Consider the following 12280-nt stretch of genomic DNA (forward strand, 5'->3'; position numbering starts at 1 on the left):
AATTCCTGTTAGCTATATGCCGCTTGCCTGATTCAATCCGGCAACGCTGTGATTGCCCTGGTTCATTTCCTCGAGCCGGGCCTTTCGTTCCGCCAGCAGCCCGAGATAGTGCATGGCCACCATCGAGCCGGCAATTGCCGTTATATCGGCGTGATCATAGGCTGGCGCAACCTCGACGACGTCGGCGCCGACGATATCGACCTGGTTGATCTGGCGCAGCACCGACAGGATCTTTGCCGAAGACGGGCCTCCCGCTACCGGCGTTCCGGTGCCGGGCGCAAAAGCCGGATCCAGGCAATCGATGTCGAAAGTGACGTAGGTCCTCTTGCCGCCCGTACGGTCGACGATGGCATAGGCGATGTCGGACGCCCGCATTTCCTCCACTTCATGGCCATACAGGATCTTGATGCCGAACGTATCGGGCGCGTGGGTGCGGATGCCGATCTGGATCGACCGGTCGGGGTCGATGATGCCCTCCTTGACCGCACGGCCGATGAAGGAGCCGTGATCGATGCGCTTGCCGTCGTCGGGCCAGGTGTCCTGATGAGCGTCGAACTGCACCAGGGCCAGCGGGCCGTAGATGGCGGCATGCGCCTTGAGCAGCGGCCAGGTGACGAAATGGTCACCGCCGAGCGATAGCAGAAAGGCGCCGGATTTCAGGATCCTCGCCGCTTCGCGTTCGATCGTGGCAGGGGTCTTCTGGTGATTGCCGCTGTCGAGCAGGCAATCGCCAAAATCGACCACGGCAAGCTGTTCGAACAGGTCGCGCGAAAACGGATATTGCGGATCGTTGTCGAGGATGGCCGACGCGCGGCGAATCGCCTGCGGTCCGAAACGCGCGCCCGGCCGATTGGTGACCGCCGCGTCGAAGGGAATGCCCCACACCACCGCATCGGCGCCCTTCACATCCTTCGAATATTTGCGCCGCATGAACGACAGCGCGCCGGCATAGGTCGGCTCGAACGACGCGCCCGTCCTGGAGCGGGTGGTGAAGGCGTGATCGATGGTCCTTGGCGGCATGAAGCGATCTCCTGTGCGTCGACGCGCAACCTTATTGGCCATAATTCTCAGAATTGCGACCCCTTCGGAAGAACATGGCTATTCGGCCCGGTCACAAATCCTTGCTTGCCAGGAGAGCCCCGCATGGCTGGCCCGGAGATTGCCTAGTTAGCAACCGAAAGTAGCCGCTACGGCCGTTTCGGCCGGCATTAACCTGATTTTCCAGCGTTTGCGAAGCCGGCTTCGTTCACTAGGCTGTCACGAGCGTCGCTTAACCGGGTGTCGATCCGGTACGGAGCGATTCTCATGCGAACGACCTGTCTCATGCGAACGACTTGGCTGAGCCTTCTGCTTTCCGCGGCGCTGGCGGCCTCCCTTGGCCATGCATCGGCAGGCGAAACGCGCGCCAGGCAGATTCTCGACCGGTTCGAGCACGCCAACCAATGGCGCGACCATGTGATGGTGGCCGCGCACCGCGCCGGCGGCATGCAGGCCGGCAAGACGCTCTATCCCGAAAATTCGATCGCCGCCGTCGAGGCGTCGATTGCAATGGGCGCCGAAATCGTCGAGGTCGATATCAGGCGCTCGAAGGACGGACAGTTCGTCGTCATGCATGACAGCTGGCTCGACCGCACCACGAACTGCAAGGGCGAGGTGGTCAAGCGCACGCTGGCCGAACTCAAGACGTGCCGGTTGGTGATCGAAGGCACCGGCGCCTTTACGGGCGAGACAGTCTCGACGTTGCGCGAAATGTTGATGGCGACCAGGGACAGGATCCTCATCAATCTCGACAATAAGCTCGATACCGAAAGCCTCGCCGGCATGGTCGCGGTCGCGCGCGACCTCGGCATGGCCGAACAGGTGATCGTCAAGGAGAACCTGTGGGATGCGGAGAGGATCGCCACGGTTGCGGCCGCCATGGACGCGATCGACGGCGGCTTCCAGTTCATGCCGATCATTGCCGACGATGCGGTTCACGACGCCATGTTTGCCGAAAAAGTCAGCCGGGCGTTCCCGGTGCGGGCGATCGAACTGATCAATTGGCGGGCTGGCGCCGAGACACTGACCGAGACCGACGGCCCGCTGTTCAGCCCGCGCATGCGCGCGCTGGCGGTGAGGGGTGACTGGCACATCTGGGCCGACACCTATGCCATCGTCAACAAGCCGGGTGGCTTCCTCGCCGGTGGCCGCGGCGACGAGCTGGCGGTCGCGGCCAGCCTGCCGCGCGAGACTTATGGCTTCTGGGTCGAGCGCGGCGCCACCATCATCCAGACCGACGAACCGAAGGCCGCCATCGATTGGCTGGCGGCGAACGGTTTTCGCGTGCCCTATGCCGGCCCGGCCGAGCCGGCGAATACGGCCAGCATTAACTAGGAGCGGCGGTCGCGCTGCCAATCTCCCCCCTTGTGGGGGAGATGCCCGGCAGGGCAGAGGGGGGCGCTGTCCCTCCAGCCTATCGGGTCGATTGAGATTGCAATTGGCGTCAATTGTCACGCAGGGTTCAACAAGAGGCAGGCGATCCTTCGCGCCCCCCTCTGTCCTGCCGGACATCTCCCCCACGAGGGGGGAGATTGGCTCATCACCGCCTTCGCTAGTCTCCAACACCGGCTGGCGGCACCTCGCGCCTCGTGCGCAGGTCAAGCGGCCATCGCCACGCCCTCTAGCGCCTCGAGCGCATCCTCCGGCAGCGCGAGATCGCCTGCGGCGAGGTTCTCCCTGAGATGCGCAACTGAAGACGTGCCGGGGATCAGAAGAATGTTGGGCGCGCGGCGAAGCAGCCAAGCGAGCGCGACCTGCATGCGCGTGGCGCCGAGGCGTGCGGTGACCTTGGACAAGGTCGACGACTGCAGCGGGTTGAAGCCGCCAAGCGGGAAGAACGGCACATAGGCGATGCCGCCGTGGGCCAGATCGTCGATCAACGCATCGTCGCCCCGATGCGCCAGATTGTACTGGTTCTGCACGCAGACGATCTTGCAAATCCTGCGGCCTTCGGCGATTTGTGCAGCGGTGACGTTGCTCAGCCCGATGTGACGCACAAGGCCCTGTCGCTGAAGCTCGGTAAGCGTTGCAAGCGGGGCCTCGATCGACCCTTCGGCGGGGCCATGCGCTTCGAACATGACTCGAAGGTTGACCACCTCCAGCACGTCGAGCCCGAGATTGCGCAGATTGTCGTGCACCGCCTTGGTCAGCTCGTCGGCCGAGAAGGCCGGCAGCCATGCTCCGTCCCGGCCGCGCCGGGCGCCGATCTTGGTGACGATAACGAGGTCGTCGCGATAGGGTGCGAGCGCTTCGCGGATCAACAAATTGGTGACGTGTGGGCCATAGAAGTCGCTGGTGTCGATGTGATTGACGCCCTGCGCAACGGCTTCGCGCAGCACGGCCAATGCCGCATCGTGGTCCTTTGGTGGGCCGAAGACGCCGGACCCTGCGAGCTGCATGGCGCCGTAGCCGAGCCGTCTGACTTTGCGGTCGCCGAGGGTGAATGTGCCGGACTGGTCGACGCTGGACATAGTCTTTCTCCTTCAGGGAATGGTGCACAGATAGACGGTGTCCGATCTCGCGATAATTGGGTACAATTCGCACGGGCTGTGCGGAATGACGAACAATGCAGATTGATCTCGGGGATCTGAACGCCTTCGTGGCCGTAGCGCGCGCCAAAGGTTTTCGGGATGCGGCACGCGCCAGCGGCGGCAGTGCGTCCGGCTTGAGCGAGGCGGTGCGCCGCCTGGAGACGCAGCTCGGTGTCAGGCTGCTCAACCGGACGACGCGCAGCGTCGTCCTGACGGAGGCCGGCCAAGGCTTGCTGGCGCGGCTCGGTCCAGCCTTGACCGAGGTGGAGTCGGCGCTGGACGTGGTGAACGGCTTTCGCGACAGGCCGGCCGGCTCGCTGCGCCTCAATGTGCCGGTCAGCGCGGCGCGACTGGTCCTGCCCAGCATCGTGCCGCGGTTCCTTGCCGCCTATCCCGGTATCCGGCTGGAGGTGATCGCCGAGGAGAGCTTTGTCGACGTGCTGGCGGCCGGCTGCGATGCCGGCATCCGTTACGACGAGCGGCTGGAACAGGACATGATCGCCGTGCCGATCGGGCCGCGCGTGCAGCGCTTCGCCACCGCCGCCAGCCCGGCCTACCTGGATCGTCATGGCCGGCCGCAACACCCGCGCGACCTGCTCGGCCACGCCTGCCTGCGCGGCCGCTTTCCCAGCGGTGCGATAACGCCATGGGAGTTCGAGCGCGACGACGAGGTGGTGCGGGTCGATCCGACGGGGCCACTGATTGTGGGGATCGGCGGAGCAGCCGATTTAGCCGTTGATGCAGCGATCGCCGGCACCGGAATCGTGAAGCTGTTCGAGGACTGGCTTCGCCCGCATTTCGAGAGCGGTGCACTCGAACCCGTCCTCGAACCCTGGTGGCAGAGCTTCTCCGGGCCGTTCCTCTACTATCCCGGCCGGCGCCTCGTACCGGCGCCGCTGCGGGCGTTCGTCGACTTCATCAGGGACAGCCGGACCTGAGGTCTGCGCCAGGCCTGAACCCTGCCGCAGGCGCTGGTGAGGAGATGGCTCTGCACGAAAAGAAAAGGCCGCCCGGAGGCGGCCTTTCGATAGCGTGCAATTGCGCAGCGCTTAGCGCTTGGAGAACTGGAAGCTCCGGCGGGCCTTCGCCTTGCCGTACTTCTTGCGCTCGACCACGCGGCTGTCACGGGTCAGGAAGCCGCCCTTCTTGAGCACGGCGCGCAGCGCCGGCTCGTAATAGGTCAGCGCCTTGGAGATGCCGTGGCGCACCGCACCGGCCTGGCCGGAAAGGCCGCCGCCGATGACGGTGGCAACGATGTCGTACTGGCCGGCGCGGTTGGCAGCGATGATCGGCTGGTTGAGGATCATCTGCAGGACCGGGCGCGCGAAATATTCGGCGAACACCTTGTCGTTGACGACGATCTTGCCGGAGCCGGGCTTCACCCAGACACGGGCGATGGCGTTCTTGCGCTTGCCGGTGGCATAGGCGCGGCCCGATTTGTCGAGCTTCTGGACATGGACGGGTGCAGCCGGCTGGGTGTTGGTGTTGCCGGTGGCAGTTCCGAGTTCTGCGAGCGAGGAAAGCTCAGCCATCTTACGAAACCTTCTTGTTCTTGGCGTTCAGCTTGGCCACGTCGAGGACGACGGGCTGCTGGGCGACATGCGGATGTTCCGTGCCTGCATAGACGCGGAGATTCTTCATCTGGCGACGGCCGAGCGGGCCGCGCGGGATCATGCGTTCGACGGCCTTCTCAACGACACGCTCGGGAAAGCGGCCCTCGAGCAGCTGGCGCGCGGTGCGTTCCTTGACGCCACCGGGGTGACCGGTGTGCCAGTAATAGACCTTGTCGGTGAACTTCTTGCCGGTGAACACCACCTTGTCGGCATTGATGACGATGACGTTGTCGCCGTCGTCGACATGCGGGGTGAAAGTGGGCTTGTGCTTGCCGCGAAGATGATTGGCGATGACAGTGGCGAGACGGCCGACGACGAGACCCTCGGCGTCGATCAGCACCCACTTCTTCACCACATCCGCAGGCTTCTGCGAAAAGGTTGTCATGGATTGTTGCTTTCGGTTCGGACCTTCAAAAGAAGGCGTTTCTTGTTGCTTGGATTGGCGAAAGGCACTTGCCCGCCGCCAATAACAAAACGGCGGCCTTTGCGGGCCGCTGTTCCGTGAGGGCTTATAGGAGAGAGCGGCGACTACGTCAAGGCGCGTGAAAAGCCATCTCTGGGGTAAAATCAAGCAAAAACAATGATTTGAGCACAAGGTATTATTTTACCACATCTCCAATCCGCTTTGGCGGGATCGAATAGGTGCCCGTTGCGTGCGCTACCGTGTGTCCCTCCGGGCCGGCGACGATGTCGATATCGAACACCATCAGGCTCTTGCCGAGCTTGAGGATGCGGCAATGGCCGTCGATCGGCCCGGCCTCGGCCTTGCGGACAAAATTGATGTTGAGACTGGTGGTGACCGAAAGTGCATCCGGTCCGGCATGCGAGAGCACGCAGACATAACCGCCTATGTCGGCCAGCGTGAACAGCGCCGAACCCGATACGGTGCCGCCGGGACGCAAATGGCGCTCGTCAGCATTGAGCCGCACAACACAGCCGCCTGGAAACACCTCCAACGCCTCGTAGAAGGTGAACTGGTCGTTGAGCTGCGGGAAAACAGTCGCCACAAGCGCGTTGACGCCAGCAGCCGTCAGCACCGGCTTGAGATTGCTTTGAGCAGGCATGGCGGTCTCTCGTTGTGCCTGCCTGTTTGAGCGCAGCGTGCCGTTTCTGGCAACAGCCATTCATTATGGCAGAGGCGGGGTGTTGGACGAAGCGAGACCCGCATACTAGATTAGTCCATCACCGATCCGGAATCGCGGAGGAATGACCCATGGCCGAAATCGTCGCCATCAAGCCTGCCGTTGCTGAAGGGCCGGTCGCCGCCCGGCTGGATAAGGGCGTGTTGCGCCTGACGCTCGCCAATCCGCCGGCCAATGCTCTTTCGCTTTCAGTGATGGCGGCGCTGATGGCGGAACTCGACCGCGCCAAGGCCGACAAGTCCGTCCGCGTCATCGTCCTTGGGGCGGCCGGCAAAGTGTTCTGCGCCGGGCACGACCTCAAGGAGTTAAGCACGCACCGCGCCGATGCCGATCACGGCAGGGCCTTCTTCGAAAAGACGTTTTCCGCCTGCGCTTCACTCATGCAGGCGATCGTTCGCCATCCCAAGCCGGTGATCGCCGAAGTCGACGGCCTGGCGACGGCGGCCGGATTGCAACTGGTCGCCAGCTGCGATCTCGCCATCGCTTCGCACGAGGCGACCTTCTGCACGCCGGGCGTCAATATTGGACTGTTCTGCTCGACGCCGATGGTGGCGCTGTCGCGCAATGTCTCGCGCAAGCACGCCATGGAGATGCTTTTGACCGGCGAAACGATCGAAGCGGCAACCGCTAAGGAATTCGGCTTGGTCAACCGCGTCGTGCCGCGCGAATATCTGAATCAGATTGTCACCAAATACGCGCAAACCATTGCGTCCAAATCGTCCTTGGTCGTCAAGATCGGCAAGGAAGCCTTTTATGAGCAAGCGGAAATGGGGCTGGCCGAGGCCTATGATTACACCGGGCGCGTCATGGTCGAGAACATGCTGGCGCGCGATGCGGAAGAGGGCATTGGCGCCTTCATTGGCAAACGCAAGCCGGAATGGCCGGAGGAATAGGAGGCGGATATGGAACCGCGCATCTCCATCATCACCATCGCCACCGACGATCTCGACCGCGCCACGCGCTTTTATGAGGCGATGGGCCTGACCCGCCATGCCGGGATCACCGAGGGCGTTGCTTTCTTCCAGATGGGTGGCGCCATCCTTGCCCTGTTTCCGCGCCCAAGCGCCGAGGAGGATTCAGGCGTGACCTTCGGCAACGCGCCGTCGGCCGTCTACCTCGCCTACAACACCCGCTCCGACGCCGAGGTCGATGCAGTGTTGGCGCTGGCCAAGAAGGCCGGCGGCCGTATCGTCAAGCCGGCGCAACGGGCCTTCTGGGGTGGCTGGTACGGCTATTTCGCCGATGCGGACGGGCATGTCTGGGAAGTGGCGCACAATCCGGCTTTTCCGATCGCGGAAGACGGATCGATTTCGCTGCCGGCCTGACGAGGTTCCCCTCTGGCTCATCGCAAGCAACTGACGCGGCTGAAGGCACCCTATCTGAAGCGTATCCTGATCGAGCCCAGCCGGGTCGTCGATTGGGAAAAATATCCCTGGAACCTGCCGATCTTTCACCGCCATGAATTCGAGCTCGAATTCACCACGCCGATCACCATCATCGTCGGCGAGAACGGCACCGGTAAATCGACGCTGCTCGAAGCGATCGGCGCGCTGGCAGGCTACGATGAAGCCGGCGGCGGCAAGGGCTACATGCCGGTCGATCACTCCCGCGCCGTCGACAAGAGCGGCGCAGCGCTGGCGGCGACGTTGCGCGGCCACTGGCTGCCGAAGGTCACCGCCGGCTGGTTCTTTCGCGCCGAATCCTTCTATTCGGTTGCCCGCTATCTAGATCAGGCTGCCATCGACGCACATGAGGCGCCGCCCGACTTCCTGTCCTGGTCGCATGGCGAGGGTTTCATCAGATTCTTCGAGGAGCGCTGCCGCCGGCAAGGCATTTACATCCTCGACGAGCCCGAAAGCGCCTTGTCGCCGACGCGCCAGATCGAACTTCTCAAGATGCTGCGGCGGATGGACCAGTCCGGCACGGCGCAAGTGATCATGGCGACGCATTCGCCGCTGCTGATGGCCTGTCCCGGCGCGCGGCTGTTCCGCATCAGCCGGTCCGGGCTCGACCCGACCGATTTTCACGACACCGATCATTTCCGCATGATGCGCAATTTTTGCAACGATCCAGATGGTTTTTTCGCCGAAGCGCTGTATGAGGACGAGGCATGAACCACGACGCTTACGACAACGCCTATATCGCCGGCATCCTCAATTCGGTGAAGACCATCGCCATGGTCGGCGCGTCGGCTAATGACGTGCGGCCGAGCTATTTCGTGCTGAAATATCTGCTCGGCAAGGGCTTTTCGGTGTTCCCGATCAATCCCGGCCAGGCCGGCAAGGAGATCCTAGGCCAGATGACCTTTGCCAGGCTCGCCGACGTTCCGGGACCTGTCGACATGGTCGACGTGTTTCGCGCGTCCGCTGCCGTGCCGGGCATTGTCGACGAGGTGCTGCGGCTCGATCCGCTGCCGAAGGTCATCTGGATGCAGCTTGGCATACGCCATGACGAGGCGGCCACACGCGCCGAAGCCGCCGGCATCAAGGTGGTGATGAACCGTTGCCCCAAGATCGAATATGGCAAGCTGTCGGGCGAGATCGGCTGGACCGGCGTCAATTCCGGCGTGCTGTCGTCGAAGAAGCCGCTGATGCGGCCGGGTTTCCAGAGTTTCGGCGTTCGCCAGAAGTAGGTTCCCGCATCCGCATCTGGGAGAGCGGGAACCTCATCGTGCCGCCCGCCGATCGCTAGTACCGGGTCCACTGTCCGCCTTCGTACCAGAAGGCGGCCGAGATCCGTCCGCCGCCGTCGACCCACCACAGCTCCATGCTACTCGGGATACGGGAGACCGCGGCAATACCGCCATTGGTCGCGGCGCTGCCGTCCGGCGCGAGCTGATAACGGGTCCACTGTCCGCCCTCGTACCAGAACGCGGCCTCCATCGACCCATTCGGCCCCGTCCACCACACTTCCATACTGCCAGGGATGCGGGAAACTGCTGCAATGCCGCCATTGATCGCGGCGCTGCCGTTCGGCGCGAGCTGATAGCGGGTGGGCTGGCCGCCTTCATACCAGAAGTTGGCTTCGACCGATCCGTGCGGCCCGATCCACCAGAGCTCGAGGCTGTTCGGGATGCGCGACAGCGTGGCGATGGTGCCGCCGACGGCGGCGCTGCCGTCCGGTGAAAGCTGATACCGCGTCCATTGGCCGCCCTCATACCAGAAGGCGACTTCGATCGAGCCGTTGGGCCCGATCCACCAGACCTCCATGCTGTTCGGGATGCGCGAGACGGCTGCGATACTGCCGCCGCGCGCCGCGCTGCCGTCCGGTGCCAGCTGATAACGTGTCCACTGGCCCCCTTCGTACCAGAAGGCCGCCTCGATCGAGCCGTTGGGACCGATCCACCAGACCTCCATGCTGTTCGGGATGCGCGATACCGCTACGATGCCGCCATCGGGAGCGGCGCTGCCGTTCGGCGCCAGCTGATAGCGGGTCGGCTGGCCCCCCTCGTACCAGAAGTTGGCTTCGACCGATCCAGCTGGGCCGATCCACCATTCCTCCATGCTTTGCGGGATACGTGAGACGGCGGCGATGGCGGTGCCAGGCGCGGCACTTCCGTCCGGTGCCAGGCGATAGCGGTTCCAACGGCCACCGTCGTACCAGAAGCCGACCTCGATCGACCCGCTGGGGCTGGTCCACCAGATTTCCATGCTTCCCGGAATGCGGGCCAGCGATGCGATGCCCTTGACGCCGGGCACGTCGCGCAACGTCCCGACGAAGGTGATCCGGAAGATCAACTCGTAGGTTCCGCCGTCGCCTTCGATGATCATGCGCCGGTCCCTGACGCCGAAATCTATCAGGTCTGCCCCCTCCAGCCTGAGCTCCTGCGTGCCGAGATGGTCGTCGTCGAGCGCGAAGGGGATCGGCAGGTCGATGCCGTTCAACACGCTGCCGATGTCGCTGGTTAGCCGCGCCGCGCGATTGCGCGGGTCGGGGTCACCGAGCGACGCCGTAAGCGAGGCCGCCCCCCTGATGCTCACCAGGTTCCGGTATTGATTTGGCGAGCCGTTGTCCTGCTCCATCAGCGAGACGACAATTGCCACGTCGGCCGGATTCTGGATGGGCTGAGGGGTTCCGTTCGTGCCCCAGAACGGTTGCCCGTTCACGGTGACGGGATGCTCGTCATCGTCGTCCATGTCCTCGAAGATGCCGAAGCTGAAGACCTGGAGGTCCGGCACGGCGGGCAGTCCCGGCGCGGTGGGGCGCATGTTCGCCACGCTCACCAGGACGTAGACTTCGTCGGAAGCCGAAAGCTCGTTGGTCTCGTTGAGGCACTTGATGCTTTGCAGATTGATCAGCAGCGTCATTGAGATACTCCTTGAATAATCGCCTTTGTCCATCAGCGGATGCTTGGGAGTCCCATGGTTGTTGCCATGGTCGGAGGCAGTAAATTGCTGCCGACGCGCAGGCTGACAGAGCCGGACTTACGGATGGCTTATGGAAGAAGGCGGCGGCTTCGCGGGGTGGCAAGCCGGCGAAGCAGGCTTGTGGCGGGGAGCCACGCCGGCCCAATCTTTTGCGAGGCGCAAATCCATTCTCCTCAGCCCGCGATGCCCGAGCCGGTTGCACCGAAGGAACAAGTCGGCTGGAATTTTTCTCCTTTGCATTCGCGCCAATGATCGGCCAACAATGCCGGCCGTATCAGTGGGCAGGAGAGGAATATCGACATGGTTCAGCGCACGCCCGGGTTCAACACGCTCGCCGTCCATGCCGGCGCCAAGCCGGATCCGGCGACTGGGGCGCGAGCGACGCCGATCTATCAGACGACCTCCTTTGTCTTCGACGATGCCGACCACGCCGCCTCGCTGTTCGGGCTGAAGGCGTTCGGCAACATCTACACCCGCATCATGAACCCGACACAGGCGGTGCTGGAAGAGCGCATCGCGGCACTCGAAGGCGGCACGGCAGGCCTTGCGGTCGCCTCCGGCCATGCCGCGCAGGTGCTGGTCTTCCACAATCTGATGCAGCCCGGCGACAATTTCGTTTCAGCGACAAAGCTTTACGGCGGCTCGATCAACCAGTTCGGCCACGCCTTCAAGAATTTCGGTTGGCAGGTGCGCTGGGCCGACACCAATGACATCTCGACCTTCGAGAGCCAGATCGACGACAGGACCAAGGCGATCTTCATCGAAAGCCTGGCCAATCCGGGCGGCGTCTTCGTCGATATCGAGAAGATCGGCGACATTGCCCGCAAGCACGGCCTGCCGCTGATTGTCGACAACACGCTGGCCTCGCCCTACCTGCTGCGGCCAATCGAGCATGGCGCCGACATCGTCGTGCATTCGCTGACGAAGTTCATCGGCGGCCATGGCAATTCGATCGGCGGCGCCATTGTCGACGGCGGCACGTTCGACTGGTCGAAGTCGGGCAAATATCCGATGCTGTCGGTGCCGCGCCCCGAATATGGCGGCCTCGTCCTGCATGAGACCTTCGGCAATTTCGCCTTCGCCATCGCCGCGCGCGTGCTCGGCCTGCGCGACATCGGCGCGGCGATTTCGCCGTTCAATGCATTCCTTATCCTGACCGGTCTGGAAACCTTGCCGCTCAGGATGCAGCGCCACTGCGACAATGCGGCGGCGGTCGCCGGATGGCTTTCCAACCATCCCAAGGTCGCCTGGGTGTCCTATCCCGGCCTGCCCGACGACAAGAACAATGCGTTGCAGAAGAAGTACTCGCCGCTGGGCGCCGGCGCGGTGTTCACTTTCGGGCTGAAGGGCGGCTACGCGGCGGGCATCAAGTTCGTCGAGGCGCTCGAGCTGTTCTCGCACCTGGCCAATGTCGGCGACACCAAGTCGCTGGTCATCCACCCGGCATCGACCACGCATCGCCAGCTTTCCGACGAGCAGAAGATCAATGCCGGGGCAGGGCCGGACACGGTCAGGCTTTCGGTCGGCATCGAGGACGTCAACGACATCGTCGCCGATCTGGAACAGGCTCTCGCCAAGGTCTGATCGCC

13 protein-coding genes are annotated in these 12280 nt (G+C 63.4%); 7 read left to right on the forward strand and 6 right to left on the reverse strand.

All coding sequences use genetic code 11. From position 1 onward, the window contains the following. Positions 1-12 precede the first annotated feature (12 nt). The gene (gene speB, locus NKI22_RS17625) at positions 13-1020 is read right to left on the reverse strand and encodes an agmatinase (RefSeq protein WP_352640069.1); all 1008 of its coding nucleotides are present in this window, start codon (positions 1018-1020) and stop codon (positions 13-15) included. A gap of 303 nt (positions 1021-1323) precedes the next feature. Here speB and NKI22_RS17630 point away from each other — a divergent pair, with 303 nt between their 5' ends. After that, positions 1324-2373, forward strand: a complete 1050-nt coding sequence (locus tag NKI22_RS17630; protein ID WP_352815962.1) for a glycerophosphodiester phosphodiesterase family protein — start codon at positions 1324-1326, stop codon at positions 2371-2373. Positions 2374-2636: 263 nt separating this feature from the next. Here the strand turns inward: NKI22_RS17630 and NKI22_RS17635 are convergent, their stop codons facing one another. After that, positions 2637-3509, reverse strand: a complete 873-nt coding sequence (locus NKI22_RS17635; RefSeq protein ID WP_352958630.1) for an aldo/keto reductase family oxidoreductase — start codon at positions 3507-3509, stop codon at positions 2637-2639. A 95-nt stretch (positions 3510-3604) separates the two neighbouring features. On the opposite strand from NKI22_RS17635, the gene NKI22_RS17640 reads away from it, so the two are divergent. Then, on the forward strand, positions 3605-4507 hold the full coding sequence (locus NKI22_RS17640) for a LysR family transcriptional regulator (protein WP_352640070.1): 903 nt from the start codon (positions 3605-3607) through the stop codon (positions 4505-4507). A gap of 111 nt (positions 4508-4618) precedes the next feature. On the opposite strand, the gene rpsI is transcribed toward NKI22_RS17640, so the two are convergent. From rpsI to NKI22_RS17655, 3 genes are all read right to left on the reverse strand, one after another. Next, a complete protein-coding gene (gene rpsI, locus NKI22_RS17645) occupies positions 4619-5101 on the reverse strand; it encodes a 30S ribosomal protein S9 (RefSeq protein WP_023717316.1) in 483 nt (160 codons plus the stop codon). A gap of 1 nt (position 5102) precedes the next feature. Further along, the gene (rplM, locus tag NKI22_RS17650) at positions 5103-5567 is read right to left on the reverse strand and encodes a 50S ribosomal protein L13 (protein ID WP_023717317.1); all 465 of its coding nucleotides are present in this window, start codon (positions 5565-5567) and stop codon (positions 5103-5105) included. 214 nt (positions 5568-5781) lie between these two features. Continuing rightward, entirely contained in the window at positions 5782-6246 is a 465-nt protein-coding gene (locus NKI22_RS17655) for a PaaI family thioesterase (protein WP_352640071.1), read from the reverse strand. Between the two features lie 149 nt (positions 6247-6395). Here NKI22_RS17655 and NKI22_RS17660 point away from each other — a divergent pair, with 149 nt between their 5' ends. The 4 genes from NKI22_RS17660 to NKI22_RS17675 are packed head-to-tail and all read left to right on the forward strand — an operon-like array spanning position 6396 to position 8956. Beyond that, the gene (locus NKI22_RS17660; protein WP_023717319.1) at positions 6396-7217 is read left to right on the forward strand and encodes an enoyl-CoA hydratase; all 822 of its coding nucleotides are present in this window, start codon (positions 6396-6398) and stop codon (positions 7215-7217) included. A 9-nt stretch (positions 7218-7226) separates the two neighbouring features. Beyond that, the gene (locus NKI22_RS17665) at positions 7227-7649 is read left to right on the forward strand and encodes a VOC family protein (RefSeq protein WP_023717320.1); all 423 of its coding nucleotides are present in this window, start codon (positions 7227-7229) and stop codon (positions 7647-7649) included. A 12-nt stretch (positions 7650-7661) separates the two neighbouring features. Next, positions 7662-8438 (forward strand): AAA family ATPase, encoded by a 777-nt coding sequence (locus NKI22_RS17670; RefSeq protein ID WP_352481312.1) that lies wholly within the window; start codon positions 7662-7664, stop codon positions 8436-8438. Beyond that, on the forward strand, positions 8435-8956 hold the full coding sequence (locus tag NKI22_RS17675; RefSeq protein WP_023717322.1) for a CoA-binding protein: 522 nt from the start codon (positions 8435-8437) through the stop codon (positions 8954-8956). The genes NKI22_RS17670 and NKI22_RS17675 overlap by 4 nt, the downstream gene beginning before the upstream one ends. 55 nt (positions 8957-9011) lie before the next feature. On the opposite strand, the gene NKI22_RS17680 is transcribed toward NKI22_RS17675, so the two are convergent. After that, complete coding sequence (locus NKI22_RS17680) at positions 9012-10631, reverse strand: PLL family lectin (RefSeq protein WP_352640072.1); 1620 nt, start codon at positions 10629-10631, stop codon at positions 9012-9014. A 360-nt stretch (positions 10632-10991) separates the two neighbouring features. On the opposite strand from NKI22_RS17680, the gene NKI22_RS17685 reads away from it, so the two are divergent. Beyond that, the gene (locus tag NKI22_RS17685; protein WP_352640073.1) at positions 10992-12275 is read left to right on the forward strand and encodes an O-acetylhomoserine aminocarboxypropyltransferase; all 1284 of its coding nucleotides are present in this window, start codon (positions 10992-10994) and stop codon (positions 12273-12275) included. Positions 12276-12280 lie beyond the last annotated feature (5 nt).

The sequence above is a fragment of the Mesorhizobium sp. M0778 genome (genome assembly GCF_040320105.1).
GTDB lineage: Bacteria > Pseudomonadota > Alphaproteobacteria > Rhizobiales > Rhizobiaceae > Mesorhizobium.